The organism is Streptomyces sp. NPDC127190 (assembly GCF_042672505.1).
In the GTDB taxonomy this organism is placed as follows: domain Bacteria; phylum Actinomycetota; class Actinomycetes; order Streptomycetales; family Streptomycetaceae; genus Streptomyces.
Map to the genome: position 1 here is coordinate 141,870 of NZ_JBHXVE010000016.1, position 24,254 is coordinate 166,123.

21 protein-coding genes are annotated in these 24,254 nt (G+C 72.6%); 9 read left to right on the forward strand and 12 right to left on the reverse strand.

Features of this window, described 5'->3' with window-relative positions:
- Nucleotides 1–130 precede the first annotated feature (130 nt).
- The 9 genes from ACFVIU_RS24200 to rsmI all read right to left on the reverse strand — a co-directional run bounded on the left by ACFVIU_RS24200 (nt 131) and on the right by rsmI (nt 12,101).
- Nucleotides 131–1,975, reverse strand: a complete 1,845-nt coding sequence (locus ACFVIU_RS24200) for a PQQ-binding-like beta-propeller repeat protein (RefSeq protein ID WP_385844959.1) — start codon at nt 1,973–1,975, stop codon at nt 131–133.
- 64 nt (nt 1,976–2,039) lie between these two features.
- Entirely contained in the window at nt 2,040–3,848 is a 1,809-nt protein-coding gene (locus ACFVIU_RS24205; RefSeq protein ID WP_385844961.1) for a PQQ-binding-like beta-propeller repeat protein, read from the reverse strand.
- Between the two features lie 255 nt (nt 3,849–4,103).
- Nucleotides 4,104–5,912 carry an ABC-F family ATP-binding cassette domain-containing protein gene (locus ACFVIU_RS24210; protein ID WP_385844962.1) on the reverse strand — a complete coding sequence of 603 codons (1,809 nt, stop codon included), beginning with the start codon at nt 5,910–5,912 and terminating at the stop codon, nt 4,104–4,106.
- A gap of 98 nt (nt 5,913–6,010) precedes the next feature.
- Nucleotides 6,011–6,922 (reverse strand): 4-(cytidine 5'-diphospho)-2-C-methyl-D-erythritol kinase, encoded by a 912-nt coding sequence (locus ACFVIU_RS24215; protein WP_385844964.1) that lies wholly within the window; start codon nt 6,920–6,922, stop codon nt 6,011–6,013.
- Between the two features lie 67 nt (nt 6,923–6,989).
- On the reverse strand, nt 6,990–7,859 hold the full coding sequence (gene rsmA / locus ACFVIU_RS24220; protein WP_385844965.1) for a 16S rRNA (adenine(1518)-N(6)/adenine(1519)-N(6))-dimethyltransferase RsmA: 870 nt from the start codon (nt 7,857–7,859) through the stop codon (nt 6,990–6,992).
- 81 nt (nt 7,860–7,940) lie between these two features.
- The gene (locus ACFVIU_RS24225; protein ID WP_385844966.1) at nt 7,941–9,410 is read right to left on the reverse strand and encodes a ubiquitin-like domain-containing protein; all 1,470 of its coding nucleotides are present in this window, start codon (nt 9,408–9,410) and stop codon (nt 7,941–7,943) included.
- Between the two features lie 156 nt (nt 9,411–9,566).
- A complete protein-coding gene (locus tag ACFVIU_RS24230) occupies nt 9,567–10,463 on the reverse strand; it encodes a TatD family hydrolase (RefSeq protein WP_385844968.1) in 897 nt (298 codons plus the stop codon).
- Nucleotides 10,464–10,534: 71 nt separating this feature from the next.
- Nucleotides 10,535–10,948 (reverse strand): hypothetical protein, encoded by a 414-nt coding sequence (locus ACFVIU_RS24235; RefSeq protein WP_385844969.1) that lies wholly within the window; start codon nt 10,946–10,948, stop codon nt 10,535–10,537.
- A 304-nt stretch (nt 10,949–11,252) separates the two neighbouring features.
- Nucleotides 11,253–12,101 carry a 16S rRNA (cytidine(1402)-2'-O)-methyltransferase gene (gene rsmI, locus ACFVIU_RS24240; RefSeq protein ID WP_385844971.1) on the reverse strand — a complete coding sequence of 283 codons (849 nt, stop codon included), beginning with the start codon at nt 12,099–12,101 and terminating at the stop codon, nt 11,253–11,255.
- Nucleotides 12,102–12,238: 137 nt separating this feature from the next.
- Between rsmI and ACFVIU_RS24245 the strand changes: the two genes are divergently transcribed.
- The 3 genes from ACFVIU_RS24245 to ACFVIU_RS24255 all read left to right on the forward strand — a co-directional run bounded on the left by ACFVIU_RS24245 (nt 12,239) and on the right by ACFVIU_RS24255 (nt 17,533).
- On the forward strand, nt 12,239–13,987 hold the full coding sequence (locus ACFVIU_RS24245) for a dolichyl-phosphate-mannose--protein mannosyltransferase (protein WP_385844972.1): 1,749 nt from the start codon (nt 12,239–12,241) through the stop codon (nt 13,985–13,987).
- A 150-nt stretch (nt 13,988–14,137) separates the two neighbouring features.
- Nucleotides 14,138–15,766 (forward strand): penicillin-binding transpeptidase domain-containing protein, encoded by a 1,629-nt coding sequence (locus ACFVIU_RS24250; protein WP_385844974.1) that lies wholly within the window; start codon nt 14,138–14,140, stop codon nt 15,764–15,766.
- A 96-nt stretch (nt 15,767–15,862) separates the two neighbouring features.
- Nucleotides 15,863–17,533: a penicillin-binding transpeptidase domain-containing protein gene (locus ACFVIU_RS24255; RefSeq protein WP_385844975.1), complete on the forward strand. Its 1,671-nt coding sequence runs from the start codon at nt 15,863–15,865 to the stop codon at nt 17,531–17,533.
- A 22-nt stretch (nt 17,534–17,555) separates the two neighbouring features.
- Here the strand turns inward: ACFVIU_RS24255 and ACFVIU_RS24260 are convergent, their stop codons facing one another.
- Nucleotides 17,556–17,894, reverse strand: a complete 339-nt coding sequence (locus ACFVIU_RS24260) for an SsgA family sporulation/cell division regulator (RefSeq protein WP_385844977.1) — start codon at nt 17,892–17,894, stop codon at nt 17,556–17,558.
- Nucleotides 17,895–18,043: 149 nt separating this feature from the next.
- On the opposite strand from ACFVIU_RS24260, the gene ACFVIU_RS24265 reads away from it, so the two are divergent.
- The 6 genes from ACFVIU_RS24265 to ACFVIU_RS24290 all read left to right on the forward strand — a co-directional run bounded on the left by ACFVIU_RS24265 (nt 18,044) and on the right by ACFVIU_RS24290 (nt 22,929).
- Entirely contained in the window at nt 18,044–19,087 is a 1,044-nt protein-coding gene (locus ACFVIU_RS24265; protein WP_385844978.1) for an energy-coupling factor ABC transporter permease, read from the forward strand.
- A 1-nt stretch (nt 19,088) separates the two neighbouring features.
- A complete protein-coding gene (gene cbiQ, locus ACFVIU_RS24270; RefSeq protein WP_385844980.1) occupies nt 19,089–19,850 on the forward strand; it encodes a cobalt ECF transporter T component CbiQ in 762 nt (253 codons plus the stop codon).
- Nucleotides 19,838–20,593 (forward strand): energy-coupling factor ABC transporter ATP-binding protein, encoded by a 756-nt coding sequence (locus ACFVIU_RS24275; RefSeq protein WP_385844982.1) that lies wholly within the window; start codon nt 19,838–19,840, stop codon nt 20,591–20,593. The genes cbiQ and ACFVIU_RS24275 overlap by 13 nt, the downstream gene beginning before the upstream one ends.
- Nucleotides 20,594–20,622: 29 nt before the next feature.
- Nucleotides 20,623–21,108: a MarR family winged helix-turn-helix transcriptional regulator gene (locus tag ACFVIU_RS24280; protein ID WP_385844984.1), complete on the forward strand. Its 486-nt coding sequence runs from the start codon at nt 20,623–20,625 to the stop codon at nt 21,106–21,108.
- Nucleotides 21,109–21,236: 128 nt separating this feature from the next.
- Entirely contained in the window at nt 21,237–21,683 is a 447-nt protein-coding gene (locus ACFVIU_RS24285; protein ID WP_385844985.1) for an organic hydroperoxide resistance protein, read from the forward strand.
- A gap of 73 nt (nt 21,684–21,756) precedes the next feature.
- On the forward strand, nt 21,757–22,929 hold the full coding sequence (locus tag ACFVIU_RS24290) for a serine hydrolase domain-containing protein (RefSeq protein WP_385844986.1): 1,173 nt from the start codon (nt 21,757–21,759) through the stop codon (nt 22,927–22,929).
- A 15-nt stretch (nt 22,930–22,944) separates the two neighbouring features.
- Here the strand turns inward: ACFVIU_RS24290 and ACFVIU_RS24295 are convergent, their stop codons facing one another.
- Nucleotides 22,945–23,220: a DUF1876 domain-containing protein gene (locus ACFVIU_RS24295; RefSeq protein WP_385844988.1), complete on the reverse strand. Its 276-nt coding sequence runs from the start codon at nt 23,218–23,220 to the stop codon at nt 22,945–22,947.
- A gap of 79 nt (nt 23,221–23,299) precedes the next feature.
- Entirely contained in the window at nt 23,300–24,241 is a 942-nt protein-coding gene (locus tag ACFVIU_RS24300) for an NAD(P)-dependent oxidoreductase (protein ID WP_385845057.1), read from the reverse strand.
- Nucleotides 24,242–24,254 lie beyond the last annotated feature (13 nt).

Consider the following 24,254-nt stretch of genomic DNA (forward strand, 5'->3'; position numbering starts at 1 on the left):
CGTCGGCGAGCGTGTCGGCGGCCACCCGGTGGGCCCCCCGCCCCCCCCCCCCCCTCCCGCCCCCCCCCCCCCCCCCACTTCTTGGTAAGTCACCCATTCGGGTGAGTGCGGCGGGGGCGCCGGCGACCGGTCAGCCGCTGGTGCCGAACGCCAGGACCAGGAACTCCTTGTCGTACGACGAGCTGGACTTGTGGGCGAAGGTGTCCGCCATGTACAGCCGGCCCTGCGAGAAGAGGATCTCCGCGTAGTCGGGCAGCATGCTGCTCTCCGCCTCCCGCACGTTCTCCGTCGCCGGGTTCTCCAGCAGCGTGGTCTGCTTGAAGCTGCCGCCGTCGATGCTGACGACCTGGCCGCCCTTGTCGTACGGCGGCCGCTTGTAGGCGAGCAGGTTGGTGCCGTCGACGCGCAGCGGGGACATGGTGTAGCCGGCCCCGGCCTCGGCGCGCTGGCCGGTCATCTTGCCGGTGTTGAGGTCGAAGGAGACGATCTCGTTGGTCTCGGTGCCGTCGCCGCTGCCGCTGTCGTGCTCCTCGGTCGGCACGTACAGCTTGCCGTTGCCGGCCACGATCTGGTGGCAGTCCTCGATCCGGGTGATGCCGTCGCAGCGGCCGCCGTAGGTCTTGCCGGGCGCGGAGATACGGGCGAGCAGCTTGCCGGTCTTGTTGTCGATGGAGAAGTAGTCCGAGATGCCGCTGCCGTCACCGGCGCTGTCGCCGACGTCGGCGGCCACCACCAGCGGGTCCGTGGAGACCACGGAGGCGTACTCGATACCGGTGTCCATCTTGTACTCGGTGATCACCTTCCCGGACTTCGGGTCGATGTTCTGGATGTGCAGCTGGCGGTTGCCGTACTCGCCGCACTTGCGCACCGCGACCAGCTTGCTGCCGCCGCCGTAGCCCGCGTCGTAGCAGGTGTCGTCCGGCTTCGGCTGCCACAGCACGCGGCCGGAGTCGAGGTCGAACGCGGCGCCGCCGTCGGTGCTGCCGACCGCGACGGTGTGCTGGGCGACCGTCACGTTGTCCCAGGTGACCATGGAGGCACCGGAGCCGATCGACTTCGTCCACAGCTTCTTGCCCGCGTCGAGGTCGATCGCGGCGACCTGGCTGCATCCCGCGGAGGAGTCCTTCGCCGGCATCTTCGGCTGGAAGACCACCGCGGTCCTGTCGTCCGAGGACACATGGCCGGTGGCCGCGCAGACCGGGCCGGGCAGCTTGACGGTCCACAGCTTGGTGCCCTTGGCGGGGTCGTAGCCGACGATCTCGGCGACACCGCTCTTGGCGTACACCTTGTCGGTCAGCCAGGAGCCGTTGGTGGCGACCGTGTCGTCGGTCTGCGGCAGCGGCACCTTGAACAGCAGGCTGCCCGCGGTATTGGACGGCACCTTCTCCTTGCCGCCGGTTCCTCCGGTGCCGCCGGAGCCGCCCTTGTCGCCGCCGGTGCCACCGCTGGAGGAGGCGGTCTCGTGCGTCTTGTCGTCACCGCCGGAGGAGTTGGCGTACCAGATCCCGCCGACGACGATCAACGCGATCGCGACGACCGCCGCGACGACGACGAGCACCGTGGAGTTGTTCCGCTTGCCGCCGCCCTGGCCGGGCTGCGGGTGCATGGGCATGGTGGGCGGCTGGCCGGGATAGCCGTACCCCGGCTGCACGGCCTGCATCGGCTGGGTGGGCTGCGCGTACGTGTTCTGCGGCTGGCCCGGGTAGCCGTAGCCGGCGGGCTGCTGGCCGTACGCCTGCTGGCCGTAGGCCGGGGGCTGCGGAGCGGCGGGGTAGCCGTAGCCGGACTGCGGCGGCTGTCCGGGCGGGCCCGGCTGGGGGGCCGGGGCGGGGTGCGGGTAGCCGTACGCGGGCTGCGGCGGCTGCGGCGGGGGCGCGGGCGGACCCGCCGGGGGCGGCGGGGTCGGCGGGCCGAAGCCGCCCTGCGGCGGCTGGTTCGGCGGCTGGTTCGGCGGCGGAGGGGGCGGCTGGGTCATGACGGGGTACCTCGGGGCAGCTCGGAGGGCCGGACGGCGGACAGGGCGGAGGAGAGGGCCGGGCTCAGTTGCCGAAGGCCATCATCAGCTTCTCCTTCGCGTCGGTGCTGCCGGACAGCCGGCCGTTCGAGACGAAGAACCGTCCGTCGGCCCAGTCGATGACACCGTCGAAGAAGGAGTCCTCGATCTCGGCGGTGCCCGAAGGGTTCTGCAACAGCTTGGTCGTCGGGTGGGAGGAGCCGGTGGTCGGGATCGACACCACCTGGCCGCCCGCGTCGTACGACGGCTGCACATAGGCGATGAGCTTGCCGCCCTCGGTCTTCATCGGCGACATCGGCTCGTCCGCGGGCGACTTGACGCGCCACTTGGCCTTGCCGGTGGAGAGGCTGATCGCGACGATCTCGTTGGCGCTGCTGGTGCCGTCCGTGGGCAGGTACAGCGTGTCGGCGTCGGCCACGGCGCCCTGGCAGCCCTGGAGATCGCGCTCCAGGATCGCCCAGCCGCAGCGCGGGGAGAACTTCTCGTCGACCTTCACCTCGGAGCGGAATCCGCCGCTCTTGGTGAACGTGGAGATGTTCCAGGCCTTCTTGTCCTCGTTGGTCAGGTACACCACGAGCGGGTCCAGCGAGTACACCCGGGACACCTGCCAGCCCTTCTTGACCGGCTGGCTCCACTTCACCTTGCCGGTGGCCGGGTCCAGTTCCTGGATCTCGTCGTGCTCGCCGCTGGTGCTCGCCCCGCAGGACGCCACCTGGACCAGCCGGCCGGAGCCGCCCGCGTACCCGGCGGGGTAGCAGGACGAGCCGTACTTCTTCTTGTCGTACAGCTTCTTGCCGGTGTCGATGTTGTACGCCGTGCCCGACTCGGAGCGGCCCACCATCAGCGTCTTGCCGCTCACCGACAGCTCGACGTTGAGCGCGCTGTCGAAGAGCCCGCCGTCGGCGACCTGGCCGCTCCAGCCCTTCTGACCGGTGTTCAGGTCGATCTGCTGGAGCTGGTTGCACTTGGCGTTGTCGCTGACCCCGCTCATGTACGCCACGACGACCTTGTCGTCCGCCGACTTCTGCGGGGTGACCGCGCAGATCTTCTGCGGGAAGGTGATCGGGCTCCACGCGTCCTTGCCGTCGGTCACGTCGTAGGCGAAGACCTGCTTGTACGCCGCCTTGACCGCCGCCTTGCCGGTGATCCACATGCCGGGCGCCTCGGCACCCGAGCCCGGGACCTCCGGCGCCGACTTGTACCAGAGCACCTTCGCCTCACCGGACTTGCGGCCCTCGTTGAGGTTCTCCGGGTCGTCACCGGTGCTTGCGGAGGCGGACGGGGAGGCGCTGGAGGACGTAGTCGGCTTGTCGTCCTGGCTGTGCTCGGCGACGGGCTTCTTCTTGCCGCCGCCACCGCCGCCACCGCTGCTCACCGCGTACACCGTGCCGCCGATGACGAGCAGCGCGGCCACCGCGGACCCGACGATCAGCGCCGTCTTCTTCCGGCCGGCCGGGCCGCCGGGCGCCGCTCCGGGCGCGCCGGGGTACGGCGGCTGCGGCGGGTAGCCGTAGCCGGGCTGCGGCGCCGCGTAGGGGCCGGCCGGCTGCTGGCCCGGCTGCGGGTAGCCGTAGGGGCCGGGGGTGCCGGGGGCGGTGGGCGCGCCGTACGGGCCGGGGGCGGCGGGCGGGGTGGGAGCGCCGTAGGGGCCGGGCTGTTGGGGGTAGCCGTAGCCGGGCTGGGGCGCTTGCGGGGGGCCGGCGGGCGGCTGCGGCGGGGGCGGGGGTGTCTGTGGAGCACCGAACCCGCCAGGCTGTGGCGGCTGGTCCTTCGGCGGCTGGTCCTGTGGTGCTCCGAAACCGCCGTGCGGCGGCTGACCGGGCGGCTGAGTCATCAGCGCTCTCCCCCTCGTTCACTGATTTTTAGCCACGCCCTGAGGTTCGTGACGGACCCAAGGTCGTACTCAGACAGTTCTCAGACGGCCCTTTCTATCACCCGGTACCGGCCGGGCAGGGGTCCGCGTCCTGCGCTGTTCCCAAGGGAGGACCGCCTCGTGACGCCGCCGTTATGCGCCTTCACGCCCCCTTCACGCGGCGCGCGCACCGGCGCCGCGCGCGGGGGGCGCATCATCTCTGGGCGGGGCTGGGTGTTACGCGTCCTCCGCCAGTTCCAGCCAGCGCAGCTCGAGTTCCTCGCGTTCCCCGGCGAGGTCGCGCAACTGGGCGTCCAGTTCGGCCACCTTGGCGAAGTCGGTGGCGTTGTCGGCGATCTGGGCGTGCAGCTTGGTCTCCTTCTCGGAGATCTTGTCCAACTGCCGCTCGATCTTCTGGAGTTCCTTCTTGGCGGCGCGCTGGTCGGCGGCGCTCTTCTCCGTGGTGGCCGGCTTGGGCGCCGCGGCGGCCGTCTGGGTGGCGACCGCCTCCTCCATGCGCCGGCGGCGCTCCAGGTACTCGTCGATGCCGCGCGGCAGCATCCGCAGGGTGCCGTCGCCGAGGAGGGCGAAGACCCGGTCGGTGGTGCGCTCGACGAAGAACCGGTCGTGGGAGATGACGATCATCGAGCCGGGCCAGCCGTCGAGGACGTCCTCCAGCTGGGTGAGGGTCTCGATGTCGAGGTCGTTGGTGGGCTCGTCCAGGAACAGGACGTTGGGCTCGTCCATGAGGAGGCGCAGCAGCTGGAGGCGGCGGCGCTCACCGCCCGACAGGTCGCCGACCGGCGTCCACTGCTTCTCCTTGTTGAAGCCGAAGGTCTCGCACAGCTGCCCGGCGGTCAGCTCGCGGCCCTTGCCGAGGTCGACGCGCTCGCGGACCTGCTGCACGGCCTCCAGGACCCGCCAGGTCGGGTCGAGTTCGGCGACCTCCTGGGAGAGGTAGGCGAGCTTGACGGTCTTGCCGACGGCGATGCGCCCGCCGGCCGGCTGCACCTCGCCCTCCGTACGGGCCGCCTCCGCCATGGCCCGCAGCAGCGAGGTCTTGCCGGCGCCGTTGACGCCGACCAGACCGATCCGGTCGCCGGGGCCGAGATGCCAGGTGACGTGCTTGAGCAGCACCTTGGGGCCCGCCTGCACGGTGATGTCTTCCAGGTCGAAGACGGTCTTCCCGAGCCGCGAGGAGGCGAACTTCATCAGCTCGCTGCTGTCCCGGGGCGGCGGCACGTCCGCGATCAGCTCGTTGGCGGCCTCCACCCGGAAGCGCGGCTTGGACGTGCGGGCGGGGGCGCCGCGGCGCAGCCAGGCCAGCTCCTTGCGGATCAGGTTCTGCCGCTTGGCCTCTTCGGTGGCGGCGATCCGCTCGCGCTCCGCGCGCGCGAAGACGTAGTCCGAGTAGCCGCCCTCGTACTCGTAGACGGAGCCGCGCTGCACGTCCCACATGCGGGTGCAGACCTGGTCCAGGAACCAGCGGTCGTGGGTCACACAGACCAGCGCCGAGCGCCGGGTCTGGAGGTGCCGGGCGAGCCAGGCGATGCCCTCGACGTCGAGGTGGTTGGTGGGCTCGTCCAGGACGATCAGGTCCTGCTCCTCGATGAGCAGCTTGGCGAGCGCGATACGGCGCCGCTCACCGCCGGAGAGCGGTCCGATGACGGTGTCCAGCCCCTTGGGGAAGCCGGGCAGGTCCAGGCCGCCGAACAGCCCGGTCAGCACGTCGCGGACCTTGGCGTTGCCGGCCCACTCGTGGTCGGCCATGTCGCCGATGACCTCGTGGCGGACGGTCGCTGCGGGGTCCAGGGAGTCGTGCTGGGTGAGCACGCCGAGCCGCAGCCCGCCGGAGTGCGTGACCCGCCCGGTGTCGGACTCCTCCAGCCGGGCGAGCATCCGGATGAGGGTGGTCTTGCCGTCGCCGTTGCGGCCGACGACCCCGATCCGGTCCCCCTCCGACACGCCGAGCGAGACGCCGTCGAGCAGGGCACGGGTGCCGTACACCTTGCTGACGTTCTCCACATTGACCAGGTTGACGGCCATTTCACTCCTGTGCGCGGGGCTGGGTCGACAGCGGCTCCGCCGCGGTCAGCCTTCTAGCCTAGGGCCTCGCGGCCCCCGGGCGGGCGCCGCGGGGTGGGTCAGTGGCCCGGGCCGCCGTGGACGACCGTCGCCCCCGGTACCGGGCCGGCCGCCGTGCGCACGGTCCGGCAGGTGCCCGACGCCCGGAGCGCCGCCGCCACCTTCGCGGCGGACTCGGCGTCGCGTACCAGGAACGCCGTGGTCGGGCCGGAGCCGGAGACCAGCGCGGTGAGCGCGCCCGCCGCCCGGCCGGCGTCCAGGGTGTCGGCCAGCTCGGGGAAGAGGGACAGCGCGGCGGGCTCGAGGTCGTTGGAGACGGTCCCGGCGAGCGCCTCCGGGTCGCCCTTCGCGAGCGCCTCCAGCAGCTCCGGCGAGGCCACCGGGGCGGGGATCTCCCGGCCCTCGGCGAGCCGGTCGAACTCGCGGAACACCGCCGGGGTGGACAGCCCCCGGGTGGCCATGGCGAACACCCAGTGGAAGTCGCCGCCGGTGTCCAGGACGGTCAGCCGTTCGCCGCGGCCGACGCCCAGGGCGGCGCCGCCGATCAGGCTGAACGGGACGTCGCTGCCCAGCTCGGCGCAGATGGCGAGCAGCTCCGCGCGGGAGGCGCCCGCGTTCCACAGGGTGTTGCAGGCGAGCAGCGCGCCCGCGCCGTCGGCGCTGCCGCCGGCCATGCCCCCGGCGACCGGGATGTCCTTGGCGATGTGGAGGTGCACGGCCGGTTCGATGCCCCGGCGGGCGGCGAGCGCGAGGGCCGCGCGCGCGGCGAGGTTGCTGTGGTCGAGGGGGACCTGGCCGGCGTCCGGGCCCTCGCAGGTGACCCGCAGCTCGTCGGCCGGGGTCACGGTGACCTCGTCGTACAGGCCGACGGCGAGGAAGACGTTGGCGAGGTCGTGGAACCCGTCGGGGCGGGCGGCGCCCACCGCGAGCTGGACGTTGACCTTGGCGGGGACGCGGACCGTGACGCTCACTGCTGCCCGGGCTCCTTCATCGGCGGCTGGTGCGGACACTGCTGATGTCGATCGACGCTGACCGGCGCTACTCGGCGCGCGGGCCGTTCTCCGCGATGCGGGCGAACTCCTCGACCGTGAGCGACTCCCCGCGGGCCTGCGGCGACACCCCGGCGGCGACCAGGGCGGCCTCGGCGGCCGCCGCGGACCCGGCCCATCCGGCGAGCGCCGCCCGCAGCGTCTTGCGGCGCTGCGCGAAGGCCGCGTCGACGACGGCGAACACCTCCCGCTTGGAGGCGGTGGTCTTGATCGGCTCGGTCCGCCGGACGAGGGAGACCAGCCCGCTGTCGACGTTGGGCGCGGGCCAGAAGACATTGCGGCCGATGGCCCCGGCCCGCTTCACCTCGGCGTACCAGTTGGCCTTGACCGACGGCACGCCGTACACCTTCGAGCCGGGGGCCGCGGCGAGCCGGTCGGCGACCTCGGACTGCACCATCACCAGCGTCCGCTCGATGCTGGGGAAGGTGTCGAGCATGTGCAGCAGCACGGGCACGGCGACGTTGTAGGGCAGGTTCGCCACCAGGGCGGTGGGGGCGGGGCCGGGCAGCTCGGCGACGTGCATCGCGTCGGAGTGCACCAGCGCGAACCGGTCGGCGCGCGCCGGCATGCGCGCGGCGATGGTCGCGGGCAGCGCGCCCGCCAGGACGTCGTCGATCTCTACGGCGGTGACCCGGTCGGCGACCTCCAGCAGGGCGAGGGTGAGCGAGCCGAGACCCGGGCCGACCTCGACGACCACGTCGTCGGGGCGGACCTCGGCGGTCCGGACGATACGGCGGACCGTGTTGGCGTCGATCACGAAGTTCTGGCCGCGCTGCTTGGTCGGGCGGACACCGAGCGCGGCCGCGAGCTCGCGGACGTCGGCGGGGCCGAGAAGGGCGTCGGGGGTGGGGCTGCTCACGGGACAAGGGTACGGGGGCGGAGCCGGCCGGGATCGCCAGGTGCCCGGCACCGGCGGCCGGCCCCGCGCCCGCCGGCGTCCTCAGCCGTGCAGCCGCGCCCCGCAGTGCGGCCAGGGGCTCGCGCCCCGGCGCACGTACAGCTTCTTCGCGCGGTACGTCTGCTCCTCCGCCGGTGCGTCCTGCGGACGTCCGCTGCCGCCGAGGCTCTGCCAGGTGCGCGTGTCGAACTGGTACAGCCCCCCGTACGTCCCCGACGCGTCGACGGCGTGCGGCCGGCCGCCGGACTCGCAGGCGGCCAGACCGCGCCAGTTGAGGCCCTCGGCGCCGTCGACCGAGGTGGGCCGGGGCTTGGTGCCGACCCTGACCGTCTGCCGGCGCGGCTCCCGCACCACCTCGGAGCGCTCCTCGACCGGCTTCTGCCGCACCCCGTTGACGGTGCGCAGCAGAAAGGTGGTGCGCCGCAGCCCCGGCCGGCCGGGCCGGGAGACGACCTCGGTGCCCTTGAAGAGGGTGGGGTCGGCGGTCCGCTCGACGGCGAAGGGGATCTGCTCCTCGCGGACCTCCCGGGCACCGGTCACCCGCAGCACGGTGATCGTCTGCCCGTCCCGCGGGAAGCTGTCCGGCGGCACGGAGGTGGTGTCCTCGCCCGCCAGGGTGATCCCGGCCTCCTCGACGGCTTCGCGGACGGTGGCCGCGTTGGTGCGGATGGTGCGGGCGCGGCCGTCCGCCAGGACGGTGACCGCCCGCTCGGTGCGCACGTCGAGCGCGAGACCGGCGCGTCCGATGCTCTGGGAGCGCGAAGCCGACAGGTACGCGCCCTCCGCGCGCACGCCCAGCTCGTCCAGGGCGCCTTCCACCGTGTGTGCCGTCGTCCACACCTCGCGCCGCCGGCCGTCGAGCGTGAGCTGCACCGGGCGGCCGTAGCGCACCGCGACCGCGTCACCGCTGGCGAGGGCCGCGCCGGGGGCGGGCGCGACCATGTCGTGCGCCCCTACCTTGACGCCCTCGTCGGCGAGCAGTTCGGTCACGTCGTCGGCGTAGGTGTGCAGGGTGCGCTGCCTGCCGTCGACGGTCAGCTCGATCGCCTTGTCCTTGGCGACGAACGCGGCGGTGCCGCCGGCCAGGAAGGCCACGACCAGCGCCTGCGGCAGCAGCCGGCGGACGGCGGACTCCGGGCGCTCGCTGGAGCGCGAGCGCGCCTTGCGCCGGCGCGCGGCACGTCCGCGCGCCCCGGCGGGCTCGCAGTCCTCGCGCGCCCCCTCGGCCGACGCCCTGCCGGTCGCCGCGCTCCCGGTCGACCCGATCCCGGTCGACCCGCTTCCGGTCTGCCGCGGCAGCACCGGCTCGGTCACAGGGTCCTGAGCGGGCGCCGATGCCTGCGCCAACGCCTGCGCCACCATCTCGTACGCGGGCCGGTACGGGTCGTCGTACGCCACGGGGCGGGCGACGGTCTCCGCGTCGTGCACGCCCGGCCATCCGCCGCCGAAGGCGCCGTCCGGGGCGCTGTAGGGGCCGTACGCCGCATACGTCTCGTACTGCGAGTTGCTCACGCCGACGCTCCTGAGAGCCAGAGGGGTCCCGATTCGGGCCACCAGAACCTAGCGGAGCACCGGTCACTCTCCAAAGCGGCGCGACTACCCACGGTCGCGATCTGCCCTGAGCCGGGCGGGTGCGGACGTTATCGGCCGGTTACCATCGGCGCACGCTCAGTAATCGAAGGCGCGGGCGGTGTTCGCGCCCAGGGCGGTCGCCAGGGCGTCTTCGTCGATGCCGCGCACGGCGGCCATGGCGCGCACCGTGACCGGAACGAGATACGGGGCGTTGGGCCGTCCGCGGTACGGCGCCGGGGTCAGGAAGGGCGCGTCGGTCTCCACGAGGACCAGCTCCAGCGGGGCGACGGCGAGGGCGTCGCGCAGGTTCTGGGCGTTCTTGAAGGTGACGTTGCCGGCGAAGGACATGAAGTAGCCCTCGCGGGCGCAGACCGCGGCCATCTCGGCGTCGCCGGAGTAGCAGTGGAAGACGGTGCGCTCGGGCGCGCCCTCCTCCTTCAGCACACGCAGCACGTCGGCGTGCGCGTCGCGGTCGTGGATGACGAGCGCCTTGCCGTGCCGCTTGGCGATCTCGATATGGGCCCGGAAGGACCGTTCCTGGGCCGCCTTGCCCTCGGGGCCGGTGCGGAAGTAGTCCAGGCCCGTCTCGCCGACGCCCTTCACCTGGGGCAGCCCGGCCAGCCGGTCGATCTCGGCGAGGGCGTCGTCCAGCGCGGCGTCGCCGCCGGGCCGGCGGGCGCCCTGCCGGGACCAGCCGTCGGGGTCGCCGTGGACGATGCGCGGGGCCTCGTTGGGGTGCAGGGCGACGGCCGCGTGGACGCTCTCGTGGGCCGCCGCGGTCTCGGCGGCCCACCGTGAGCCCTTGATGTCGCAGCCGACCTGGACGACCGTCGTGACGCCCACCGAGGCGGCCTTCGCGAGGCCCTCCTCGACCGTGCCCGACTGCATGTCGAGGTGGGTGTGGGAGTCGGCGACGGGCACCCGGAGGGGCACCGGGAGCGGCGGGGCCGCGTTCTTGTCGTCCTTGGAGCTCTGGCCGGCGTTCGAAGGCATGCCCCGATCCTACGAAAGGCCCTGCCCTCGGCCGCGGGCGTCTCCGCCGCCCCCCGGGCGCGGCGGACGCCTCAGCCGGCCTTGCGGTGGAAGGCGTGCAGGAGGTCGGACAGATGCCAGTGGTGGTGCTCCCCGGTCGCGGCGCCCTGCGCCGGCACCTCCGGCGCCTCGACGGGTCCGGCCTGCGGTGCCTGGTGGCGACGGCCCTCGGCCGCGCTGCGCACCGACGACACCTGCCCCGCGCGCATGATGCGCACCACATGGCCGTCGCAGTTCTGGCAGCTGGGCCGGCTCAGCGGCGACGGCACGATCTCGCCGTCGGCCACGTACAGCACGAACTCGTGCCCGTCGGCGTCCGTGTGGTGCTCTATCTCGTACGACTGCTCCCAGCCGTGTCCGCATCGCATGCACGCGAACGAGTACGACTCGTGAACGACGGCGGTGGCCGTACCGCGGAGGCCGGTCTGCCCTGCGATCTCACTCATGCCAGCTCCTCTTGTCCGCTGGACAAGCACCCCGGCGCAGCGGTTCCCGAAATCCGCCGGGGCGAGGGACGGGTGCGTCCCTTCGACCAGTGGACGCCTCCGCCGGCGTGAATGCATCAGGCCTGTCGAGTGTTGGATGCGTTTTGGACGTCCCTTGCCAAAAAGCCCCGTTCACCCCTGTTGGGCTTTGCTTTCGGCGACAGCCTTTTGCCCTCCCATGGGCCGCCCGCTCAACCGAGAACGCCCCTGCTCAGAGGCGGTTTTCCGGCAGCCGCGGAAACCTCGGCGGAGGGGGCGCGCGGGCTCATTCCCCGGCGCGTTTGGCGGCGACCACGGCGTCGAAGACGACGCGCTTCGGCACTCTCGCCTCCGCCGCCACGGCCGCGATCGCCTCCTTGCGGCGCTCCCCGGCCTCCTCCCGCACCCGCACCCGGCGCACCAGTTCCTCGGCGCCCAGCTCCTCGGGGGCGGCCTCCGGGGCGCCCTCGACCACGACGGTGATCTCCCCGCGCACGCCCTGTGCGGCCCACTCGGCCAGCTCGGCCAGCGGACCGCGCCGTACCTCCTCGTACGTCTTGGTCAGCTCGCGGCAGACGGCGGCCCGGCGGTCCGGGCCGAACACCTCGGCCATGGCGGCGAGGGTGTCGTCGAGCCGGTGCGGGGCCTCGAAGTAGACCAGGGTGCGCCGTTCACCGGCCACCTCCCGCAGCCGGGACAGCCGCTCCCCCGCCTTGCGCGGCAGGAAGCCCTCGAAGCAGAACCGGTCGACGGGCAGCCCGGACAGGGCGAGCGCGGTGAGCACGGCGGACGGCCCGGGGACGGCGGTGACCTTGATGTCCTTCTCCACGGCGGCGGCGACCAGCCGGTAGCCGGGGTCGGAGACCGACGGCATGCCCGCGTCGGTGACCAGCAGGACGCGCGCTCCGCCGAGCAGCTCCTCGACCAGTTCCGGGGTGCGGGCGGATTCGTTGCCCTCGAAGTAGGACACGACGCGGCCCTTGGGGGTGATGCCCAGCGCCTGGGTGAGCCGGCGCAGCCGCCGGGTGTCCTCGGCGGCGACGACGTCGGCGCCGGACAGCTCCTCGGCCAGCCGGGGCGGCGCGTCCGCGATGTCGCCGATGGGGGTTCCTGCGAGGACAAGGGTTCCAGTCACCCCCCCATCCTCCCAGGGCCGCCGTGGCGGCACGCACCCGCGGCGGCGGGGGCCGGTCCGGGGACGGAACACGCGCGCGCGTGGCCGGTAGGGCACATGCACGGGACTCGCACAGAACGGTTCCCTACGATGGCGCGGTGACCAGTACCGCGTCCTCCATGGACCTCCGGCAGGGCCGGGCACCGCACGACCGGCGGCCGTCGTGGCAGCAGCGGCTGCGCCGATTCGGGTACGCGCCGGCCGCGGACGTACCCGCGGGCGACGTACGCGACCGGCTGGTGCCGCCGTACGCCGAGCCGAGCCCCCGGCTGTGGCGGGCGCTCGGGGTGCCGCCGGTCCTGGCCGAGCGGATCACCCGGTGGTCGGGCTGGGGCGGGCCGCTGCTGGTGACGCTGATGGCGGGCCTGATGCGGTTCTGGCACCTGGGCAGCCCGCGCGCGGTGATATTCGACGAGACCTACTACGCCAAGGACGCCTGGGCGCTCGTCCACCGCGGTTTCGAGGTCAACTGGGACAAGAACGCCAACAATCTGGTCCTCCAGACGCATGGCCATCTCGCGGTGCCGACGGACGCGGCGTACGTCGTGCATCCGCCGGTCGGCAAGTACGTCATCGGGCTGGGCGAGCTGATGTTCGGGTTCAACCCGTTCGGCTGGCGGTTCATGACGGCGCTGCTGGGCACGTTGAGCGTGCTGCTGCTGTGCCGGATCGGGCGCCGGATGTTCCGCTCGACGTTCCTCGGCTGTCTGGCGGGCGCGCTGATGGCGGTGGACGGGCTGCACTTCGTGATGAGCCGCACCTCGCTGCTCGACGGGGTGCTGATGTTCTTCGTGGTGGCGGCGTTCGGCTGTCTGATCGTCGACCGGGACCGGTCGCGGGCGCGGCTCGCGGCCGCGCTGCCCGCCGGGCCGGACGGCCGGGTCCGCCCGGACGCGGCCGTGGCGGACGGTTTCCGTTTCGGGCTGCGGCCCTGGCGCTGGGGAGCCGGCCTGATGCTGGGCCTGGCCTGCGGCACGAAGTGGAACGGCCTGTACATCCTGGCGGCGTTCTGTGTGATGGCGGTGCTGTGGGACGTGGGCGCCCGCAAGGTGGCCGGTGCCCGTCACCCGTATGCCGCAGCTCTCAAGTACGACACCGGCATCACCTTCCTGGCGACGGTTCCGGTGGCGATCGCCGTCTACCTGGCCTCCTGGACCGGCTGGATCCTTTCCCCCACCGACGGCAGCGGCGGCTACTTCCGCAACTGGGCGGCCACCGACGGCAAGGGCGGCAGCTGGACCTTCCTGCCGGACTGGCTGCGCAGCCTGTGGCACTACGAGCACGAGGTGTACGAGTTCCACGTCGGCCTGACGTCCCCGCACACGTACCAGTCCAACCCGTGGAGCTGGATCGTGCTGGGCCGCCCGGTGTCGTACTTCTACGAGTCGCCCAACCCCGGCGCCGACGGCTGCCCGGCCGACGCCGGCCAGAAGTGCGCGCGCGAGGTGCTGGCGATCGGTACGCCGCTGCTGTGGTGGGCGGCGTGTTTCGCGATCCTGTACGTGCTGTGGCGCTGGGCGTTCCGCCGCGACTGGCGGGCCGGCGCCATCGCCTGCGCGATCGCGGCCGGCTATCTGCCCTGGTTCCTCTACCAGGAGCGGACGATCTTCCTCTTCTACGCGGTCGTCTTCCTGCCGTTCCTCTGTCTGGCGGTGGCGATGATGATCGGCGCGATCATCGGCCCCCCGGGCTCCAGCGACACCCGCCGAGTGATCGGCGCGTCGGCGGCGGGCGTCCTGGTCCTGCTGATCGCCTGGAACTTCATCTACTTCTGGCCCCTGTACACGGGCACGGCGATCCCGATCGACCAGTGGCGGTCGCGGATGTGGCTGGATACGTGGGTCTGAACGCACGCGCGACACGCGCGAGTCCGATCACAGTTTGAGCAACTTCGGTCACAGCGGCTCCACAAGCGCATACCGTGCCTCACGGCAACCTTCTTGAACGCGTTCAAGACCGGACGCGGACGGGTTCTACGGGGAGACGGGGGTGCGCGGATGCGCAGTGGGGTGAAGGGTGCGCTCATCGGGAGTGTGTGCGCTGTGGTGCTGGGGGGGTGCGGGTACGGGGCGTACAACGTGCTGTCCGCGCTCGCCGGTGACGGGGGGACGGGTGGCCCGGAGACCAAGTCGGCGCCCGTGCGGACCGGTCCGCCGAGCGATACCGAGGTGAAGCAGGCGACCGGCGCCTTCTTCGCCGCCTGGCAGAAGGGCGACGCGGCGAGCGCGGCGTCGTACACGAACTACCCGCAGGCGGCCGAGGAGCTGCTGACGGCCTATCAGCGGGACGCGCACATCGCGCAGGTGCACATCACCCCGGGCACCCCGACGGGCAGCACCGTGCCTTTCACGGTCAAGGCAACGGTGTCGTACGGCGGAAAGTCGCACGCGCTGTCGTACCGGAGCAACCTGACCGTCGTCCGCGGCCAGACCTCGCACCGCGCGCTGGTGGACTGGCAGCCCGCCCTGGTCCATCCGCGGCTGAAGAAGGGCGACACGCTGGTCACCGGAACGTCGGCCACCGCGCCGATCCAGGCGGTGGACCGCGACGGCGCCGTCCTGACGAAGGAGAAGTACCCCTCGCTCGGGCCGATCCTGGACGAGCTGCGCAAGCGGTACGGCGACAAGGCGGGCGGCCGGGCCGGTGTGGAGCTGGTGATCCGCCATGAGGGCAGCGCGCCCGACACCTCGCTGCTGACGCTCGCCAAGGGCCGCCCGGGCAAGCTGCGCACCACGCTGAGCGCGAGCGCCCAGGCGGCGGCCGAGAAGGCGGTCGGCACGTACGGCGAGTCCTCCGTGGTCGCGGTCAAGCCGAGCACCGGCGAGATCCTCGCCGTCGCCAACAACCGCGCGGACGGCTTCAACGCGGCCTTCCTCGGCGAACGCGCCCCCGGCTCCACCATGAAGATCATCAGTGCGGCGACCCTCATCGACACCGGGCTGACCACGGCGAACGGCTCCGCGCCCTGCCCGGACACGGCCGTGTGGCAGAGCCAGACCTTCCACAACCTCAAGAACATGGCGCCGAACGAGAAGGCCACCCTCTCCGAGGACTTCGCCCGCTCCTGCAACACGGCGTTCGTGAAGTTCGCGGACTCGGTGAAGGTCGACTCCCTCACCCAGGAGGCCGAGCAGCGGTTCGGGATCGGCAACGACTGGCAGGTGGGCGTGCCGACCTTCGACGGCCGGGTCCCGGCCTCCGGCGGCCCGGACACCGCGGCCAACCTCATCGGCCAGGGCCAGGTCCAGATGAACCCGCTGAACATGGCCTCCGTGACGGCGACCGCGATGACCGGCACGTTCCGCCAGCCGGTGATCGTGCCGCTGCAACTGGACGGCCGCACCCCGGCACGCGCGCGTGGGCTGTCGGCGGCCACGGTCGCGCAGCTGCGCGGCATGATGAGCCGCACCGCGCACAGCGGCACGGCGGCCGGCGTGATGGCCGGGCTGGGCGGGGACATCGGCGCGAAGACCGGTTCGGCGGAGGTCGACGGCGAGGCGAAGTCCGACAGCTGGTTCGCCGGTTACCGGGGCGACGTGGCGGCCGCGGCGATGGTCCAGGACGGCGGCCACGGCATCGACGCGGCCGGTCCGATTGTCGCAAGCGTGCTACGGAATGCCCGCTGACATCACCCGCCGAGGCAGGGACTTTAAGGTGATTGCCGTCGTTGGGGACGGTGAGGGCTGCGGGGACCCTGGGGAAGTGGCGGAGGAATCGAGACCGTGGGCAAGAGAAGGCGCGTCGCCGAGCGACGGAAGACCCGGCCTGCCGTGCTCGGCGGGGTGCTCGCCGTGGTCGTCGGCGGCGCCGGGTTCGGCGTCTACGCGCTGACCGGCGGTGGCGCGGCGGCCGACGAGCAGACGTCCGCCACGGCCGACCACAAGCCGGTCGTCAAGACCGGCCCGCTCAGCGCGGCCGAGGTGCGCACGGCCGCGAGCCGCTTCCTGACCGCCTGGCAGCAGGGCCGGGTCACCGAGGCGGCGGCCGCCACCGACGACCCGTCGGCGGCCGCCTCCCTGCTCACCGGCTCCACCAAGGACGGCCGCCTGAAGGACGTCACGCTCACCCCGGGCCGGGCCACGGGCGCGAAGGTGCCGTTCTCCGTGAAGGCGACGGTGGCGTACCACAAGCTCGGCAAGCCGCTGGCCTACGGCAGTTCGCTCACCGTCGTACGGCGGCCGAGCGACGGCCGGCCGCTGGTCGACTGGCACTCCGCCGTCGTCCACCCGGACCTGAAGGACGGCGACACCCTCGTCACCGGCGAGTCCGGCACCCCGCCGGTCAAGGCCCTGGACCGCGACGGCGGCGAGCTGACGGCCGCCAAGTACCCCTCGCTGGGCACGGTCCTGGACGGGCTGCGGGACAAGTACGGCAAGACGGCCGGCGGCAAGGCCGGCGTGGAGCTGCGCGTGGTGCGCGGCACGGCGTCCCGCAAGGCCGGGCTGTCCGACAGGACGCTGCTGGAGCTGAGCAAGGGCACGTCGGGCACGGTGCGGACCACGCTGAGTCCGTCCCTTCAGGCGGCGGCCGAGCAGCAGGTCGGCCGGCGCGCGCGTGCCTCGGTGGTGGTGCTGCGGCCCTCGACCGGTGAGATCCTCGCGGTCGCCAACAGCGAGCACGGCTTCAACGTCGGCTTCCAGGGCTCGCTCGCGCCCGGCTCCACGATGAAGATCGTCACCTCGACCATGCTGTTCGAGAAGGGGCTGGTCACCGCGGACGCGTCGCATCCGTGCCCCAAGAAGTACAAGCTGGCGGGCTGGACGTTCCACAACGACGACGGCTCGGAGATCAAGAAGGGCACGTTCAAGCAGAGCTTCGGCGCGTCCTGCAACAACGCCTTCATCGACTTCGCGCCGAAGCTGTCCGACCGCGACCTGACCCAGGAGGCGCAGCAGGTCTACGGCCTCGGCATGGACAACTGGGCCATCGGCGTGCCGTCGTTCGACGGCGCCGTGCCGGTGCAGAGCGGCGCGCAGATGGGTGCCTCGCTGATCGGGCAGGGCGGGGTGCGGATGAACCCGCTGAACATGGCCTCGGTGTCGGCCACGGTCGAGTCGGGCGCCTTTCACCAGCCGTACCTGGTGTCGCCCTCGGTGGACCACCGCACCCTGGCGAAGGCCACGCGCACCATGGCGTCGAAGGTCCGGTCCCAGCTGAAGGAGGTCATGCGGTTCACGGCGGACTACGGCACGGCCGCCAAGGCGATGGCGGGCATGAGCGGGGACTACGGCGCCAAGACGGGCTCCGCCGAGGTGGACGGCCAGCAGAAGCCGAACGGCTGGTTCACCGCCTACCGCGGCGATCTCGCCGCCGCGGGCGTGGTCCAGGCGGGCGGTCACGGCGGTGACACGGCCGGGCCGATCGTGGCGGCCCTGCTGAAGATGGGCGGCTGACGGACCCGTAGGGCCCGGCCGCTCAGCCCCGGACGGGCTCCACGGTGTAGGTGCGGCGCAGGAACCTGAGCAGCGTCTTGGACTCGAACTGCACCACCTCCACGCCGTGGTCGGTGTGGAACTCCACCACGGCCTGGACGCGTCCGCACGGCCACACCCGTACGTCACCGCTCTCGGCCGGCGACCTCAGCCCCCGTTCCAGCAGGGCGCGCGAGAAGGTCCACTCGTGCGGTCCCGGCAGACCGACCCGGACCGACCGGGGATCCGCGTCGGGGTCGTACCGCAGTACTACGGGTACGGCCCCCGGGTCCTCCTCGTCCGTGACGATATGGGCGCGTGCGTACTGTTCGACCACAGACATCGGACCGCCCTCTCACGCTGAGTGACCTATGCGAAAGCTGTTCATCCGCTTCCCCTCCAATGTCGCACATTTTCCGGTTCGCGCCCCGGTGGGAGACGAGACTTTGTCTCTCTTGCAAAGGGTTCGCAACAAGGGCCTAAAATCAAACGGTGCATGTACCTGACGGATTCATCGACGCCCCGACCTCGGCGGTCACCGCGGTGGTCGCCGCCGGCGCCCTCGCGGTGAGCCTGCGCGGCGCCCGCCGAGAACTCGACGAGAAGGCGGGCCCGCTGGCGGGCCTGGTGGCGGCGTTCATCTTCGCCGTACAGATGCTCAACTTCCCCGTCGCGGCGGGAACAAGCGGCCATCTGCTGGGCGGTGCGCTCGCGGCGATCCTGGTGGGGCCGTACACGGGCGTGCTGTGCGTGTCCATCGTGCTGCTCATGCAGGGCGTGCTGTTCGCGGACGGCGGGCTCACCGCGCTCGGCGTGAACATCACCGACATGGCGCTGGTCACGACGGTCGTCTCGTACGCCGTCTTCCGCGCCCTGCTCGCCGTGCTGCCCCGCAAGCGGCGCTCGGTGACCATCGCCTCCTTCGTCGCCGCCCTGGTGTCCGTACCGGCCGCGGCCGTCGCCTTCACACTGATCTACGCCGTCGGCGGCACCACCGACGTCTCCCTCGGCAAGGTCGCCACCGCGATGATCGGCGTGCATGTGCTGATCGGCATCGGCGAGGCGGTCATCACCGCGCTCACCGTGAGCGCCGTCATCGCCGTACGCCCGGACCTGGTGCACGGCGCGCGCGGCCTGCGGCAGCGGCTCAAGCTGCGCGTGAACGGCACGCTCGTGGAGGCTCCGGCGCCCACCGCGCCCGTCGCGGCGCGCACCTCGCGGCGCGCGCTGTGGATGTCCGGTCTCCTCGCCTCCCTCGTCCTCGCCGGCTTCGTCAGCTTCTACGCCTCCGCGAACCCCGACGGCCTGGAGAAGGTCGCGCACGACAAGGGGATCGACAAGACCGAGCGGCAGCACGCTGCCGCCGACTCCCCGCTCGCCGGCTACGGCGTCAAGGACATCGCCGACGCCCGGCTGTCCGGCGGTCTCGCGGGCGTGATCGGCGTCGGGGTCACCGTCGTCGCCGGCAGCGCGGTGTTCTGGGCGCTGCGCAGGCGCCGCACCGAGGACGTCTCCCCCGTGAACACGGGCGTCTGAGGTGGGCGCCGGACACGCGCACAGGCTCTACCGGCACGGGCACTCGCCGGTGCACGGTCTGCCCCCGCACACCAAGCTCGCCGCCGCGTTCCTGTTCGTGGTGGTCGTGGTCGCGACCCCGCGCGAGGCGATGTGGGCGTTCGCCGGGTACGCCGTGCTGCTGGCGGCGGTCGCGCAGCACGCGCGCGTGCCCGCCGGTTTCCTGCTCCGGCGGCTGCTCATCGAGGTGCCGTTCGTGGCGTTCGCGGTGCTGATGCCGTTCGTGGCGGAGGGCGAGCGGGTGCAGGTGCTGGGCCTCTCGCTGAGCGTGAGCGGGCTGTGGGGCGCCTGGAACGTGCTCGCCAAGGGCACGCTGGGCGTCGCCGCCTCGGTGCTGCTGGCCGCCACCACCGAGCTGCGCGAACTGCTGCTCGGGCTCCAGCGGCTGAAGCTGCCGCCGCTGCTCGTGCAGATCGCCTCCTTCATGATCCGCTACGGCGACGTCATCACCGACGAGATGCGCCGGATGCGGATCGCCCGTGAGTCGCGCGGCTTCGAGGCGCGGGGCGTGCGGCACTGGGGCGTGCTCGCCAAGTCCGCCGGTGCGCTGTTCATCCGCTCCTACGAGCGCGGGGAGCGCGTCCATCTGGCCATGATGAGCCGGGGGTACGCCGGTGCGATGCCGGTCATCGACGAGGTGACCGCGTCCCGCGCCCAGTGGCGCCGCGCGCTCACCCTGCCCTGCGCCGCCTTCGTCGTCTGTCTCCTGGGATGGGTTCTGTGACACCTTCACTGGAAGTGGCCGGACTGGCCTTCGCCTACCCGGACGGGCACCAGGCCCTGTTCGGCGTCGACTTCTCCCTCGCGCGCGGCGAACGGGTCGCGCTGCTCGGCCCCAACGGCGCCGGCAAGACCACCCTCGTGCTGCACCTCAACGGCATCCTGGGCGGCGGCACCGGCACGGTGACCGTGGCCGGGCTGCCGGTCGGCCGAGAGCACATGGCGACCATCCGGCAGAAGGTCGGCATCGTCTTCCAGGACCCGGACGACCAGCTGTTCATGCCGACCGTGCGGGAGGACGTGGCGTTCGGACCGGCCGCCGCCGGGATCAGGGGCGCGGCCCTGGAGGAGCGCGTACGGCACGCCCTGGAGCGGGTCGGCATGCAGGACTTCGCCGACCGGCCGCCGCACCATCTCTCCTTCGGCCAGCGCCGGCGCGTCGCGGTGGCCACCGTGCTCGCCATGGAACCGGAGATCCTGGTCCTGGACGAGCCCTCCTCCAACCTCGACCCGGCCTCCCGCCGCGAACTCGCCGACATCCTGCGCTCCCTGGACGTCACGGTCCTCATGGTCACCCATGACCTGCCGTACGCCCTGGAACTCTGCCCGCGCTCGCTGATCCTCAGCGACGGCGTGATCGCAGCGGACGGCCCGACGAGCGCGCTCCTCTCCGACGACGAGCTGATGCGGGCCCACCGCCTGGAGCTGCCCTTCGGTTTCGACCCGCGTGCGGTGGCGCAGGCGTAGGCGGGGGGCGCTGGGGCACGTCCGGGAGAATGGGGGGTGTGACGCGACATGAGGACCGAGCCGACCGTGGGGCCGCGGGGTCGCTGGTGCTGGATGATCAGCTGTGCTTCGCTCTGTACGCCGCGCAGCGCGCCGTGACCGCCGCCTACCGTCCGCTGCTGGACGATCTCGGGCTCACCTACCCGCAGTACCTGGTGCTGCTGGTGCTGTGGGAGCGCGGCGAGACCAGCGTGAAGGAGCTGGCCCGGGCCCTCCGCCTGGACTACGGCACCGTCTCCCCGCTGCTGAAGCGGCTGGAGGCGGCGGGGCTGGTGCGCCGGGAGCGCGCGGCGGGCGACGAGCGCTCCGTGCTGGTCGCGTGCACCGGGCGCGGGGAGGAGCTCCGGGAGCGCGCGGCGCGTGTGCCGGGCACCCTGCTCACCACCACGGGGCTCGACGCCCAGGGGGTCGCCCGGTTGCGCGAGGAGCTGTGGCGGCTCACCGAGCGCGCCGACGCGGCGGCCGACCGGCACTGAGCGCCCCTTACCGGTACTGACCCCGCGTTACCCGCGGTTGCCCCACCCCTGGCCAGCGCAACAGACCTACCGGCCAGTACCTTGTGCACGATGTACTTGTGCGCCACTTGTTCCGGGGGAGGCTGGCCATGACCGAGGACACCACTGTCGACACGCGCCCGTCGAAGATCGTCTACGTGGCCGAGGCCACCGCACACGGCGGCCGTGACGGCTATGTCACCAGCCATGACGGCCGGCTGGAGCTGAAGGTCGCGATGCCCCCGGAGCTGGGCGGCGACGGCAACGGCACCAACCCGGAGCAGCTCTTCGCGGCCGGCTACGCCTCCTGCTTCCACAACGCGCTGATCCTCGTCGGCAACCGCGCGGGGTACGACCTGACGGGCTCCACCGTCGCCGCGAAGGTCGGCATCGGCCCGAACCGGCACCGCGGCTACGGTCTCGCGGCCGCCCTCAGCGTCTCCCTGCCGGTGCTGGACCGGGAGCTGGCGGCCCGGCTGGTGGACGCGGCCCACGAGGTGTGCCCGTACTCGAACGCGACGCGCGGCAACATCGACGTAACGATTCTGTTGGGCTGACCACACCAAGGAATCGCAGGCGCCCGGCCGCTGTTGCACGCACTGTCGCAGGCGAATCGAAGGGACGGCGGGCGTGGACGTGAACGGCACTGTGGCCGAGGGCTTCGAGCCGGTCAGGGAGGCGTTCGCAGCGAACTTCGCCCTGCTCGGGGACCGCGGCGCCGCCGTGGCGGTGTACCGCGACGGACACAAGGTCGTGGACCTGTGGGCCGGAACCAAGGATGTCGACGGCACGGACGGCGCCGCCTGGGAGGCCGGGACGGCGCAGGTCGTGCGCTCCGCCACCAAGGGCGTCGCCGCCGCCGCGCTGCTGCTCCTGCACCAGCGCGGCGAACTGGACCTGGACGCGCCGGTCGGCTCCTACTGGCCCGAGTACAAGGCGGCCGGCAAGGAGCACACCCGCGTACGGCACCTGCTCGCGCACCGCGCGGGCGTGCCGGTGCTGGACCGCCCGCTGACCCCGGCCGAGGCCGCCGACCCCGACCTCGGCGCCGCCGCGATCGCCGCCCAGGCGCCGGTGTGGGAGCCGGGCACCGAGCACGGCTACCACGCCCAGACCTACAGCTGGCTCACCGGCGAACTGGTCCGGCGCGTCACCGGCCGCCCGGTCGGCGAGTGGATCGCGGAGGAGATCGCCCGCCCGGTCGGCGCGGACCTGTGGCTGGGCCTGCCGGAGTCGGAGCACGCGCGTGTGGGCCGCGTGGGCCCGGTGGAGGGGCCGGAGAGCACCGGAGCGCTGAAGACCCGGCCCAAACGGGCGGTGACCGAGGCCTACGCCGACCCGGACTCGCTGACCCGCCGCGCCTTCGCCGCGATCACCCCGCTGCCGGACGAGAACGCGCCCGCCTACCGGGCCGCCGCCCTGCCCGCCTCCAACGGCATCGCGACCGCGGACGGCCTGGCCCGCTTCTACGCCTCGCTGATCGGCGAGGTGGACGGCGGCAGCCGCCTGTTCACCCCGGAGACCATGGAGCTGGCCCGCTCCGAGCAGTCCGCCGGAGCCGACCGGGTGCTCGTGGTCGGCACCCGGTTCGGGCTCGGCTACATGCTGCACGGCAGCGCGTCCCCGCTGCTGTCCCCCGGCTCCTTCGGCCACCCGGGGCGCGGCGGCGCGCTGGCGTTCGCCGACCCGGAGACGGGCGTCTCCTTCGGCTATGTCACCAACGGCTTCCGCAAGAGCGTGACGGCGGACCCGAGGGCCCAGGCGCTGGTGCGCGCCCTGCGCACAACGCCGGCGCAGGCGTAGACGTAGACGTAGACGTCACACGTTGATCGGGTGCGAGGTCCGGCCCGACGCCGTGTCGATCTCTTCGTGTGCCTTGGTCAGCAGCTGCATGGCCAGTTCGTTGAGCGCGCGGGCGCCGGCTATCTCCTCGCCGACCCGGGGCTGGTTGGAGTCGACCCGGTGCCGGCTGGCGCGGCCGTGTGCCCGTACCTCGCTGCCGTCGGGCAGACGCACCATGGCCACCGCGCGCGTGTGCTGGTCGTCCTCCATGAACTCCAGCTCGACGTGCCATCCCACAGCGGTGTGCATCATGTCGACCACCTCCGAGAACCACTGCTTCCAGGGTGCTCCTCAACCCCCTGCCCGTCATGTCGGCACCGGCCGACCTCGCCTACTCCTCGACGTTCTCCTCGAAGCTGGCGAAGTACGCGGCGGCCATGTCCTCGTCGGCGTGCCCCTGGGCGGCGGCGCGGGCGAACCGTTCGGCGGCCGCGGCGGCGACGTCGAGCCGTACCCCGCCGCGCTCGCCGGCCTGGACGATGAGCCGGGCGTCCTTCTCGGCGGTGGCCACCGCGAAGGACGGCGGGGTCAGCCTGTCCTCCAGCACCAGCGCGGACTTGGCCCGCAGATAGCCCATGTCGAGCGGGCCGCCCTCGATGAGGTCGAAGAAGCCCTGCGGGTCGACGTCGAGGGCCTTGGCCAGAGCCAGCACCTCACCGGCCGCCGCCGTGGCCGCGAGGACCCAGCTGTTGGCGACGAGCTTGAGCCGGCTGGCGCTGCCCGCCGCCCCGTCGGTGCCGGTCCACATGGTCCTGGCGCCCACCGCCTCGAAGACCGGCGCGACCTTCTCCCGACCCTCCTCCGGCCCGGCGGCCAGTACGGTCAGCTCACCGGCCTCGGCGGGCTGCCGGGTGCCGAGGACGGGGGCGTCGTAGAAGACGAGTCCGTGCTCGCGGGCGAACGCGGCCAGGTCGGTGATCAGCTCGGTCCCGGCGGTGGTGCACTGCGCCCACACCGTGCCGGGGCGCAGCGCCGGGGCGGCCTCGCGCATGACGTCCAGCGCGGTGTGGCCGTCGTACAGCATGGTCAGGACGACGTCGGCGCCCTCGACGGCCTCGGCGGGCGTGCCGGTGATCCGCGCGCCGTCGGCGGCCAGCGGTTCGGCCTTCTCGCGGGTGCGGTTCCAGGCGCGGACCGTGAGCCCGGCACGGCACAGGTTGCGGGCCATGGCGGCGCCCATGATGCCGGTGCCCAGGACGCTGACGGTCGGCTTGTCGGTCATGCGACTGCTCCTCGTGGTGCGGTTCGGACGACGTTGCCCTGCCCGGGGCAGCGCCGAGTGGCGC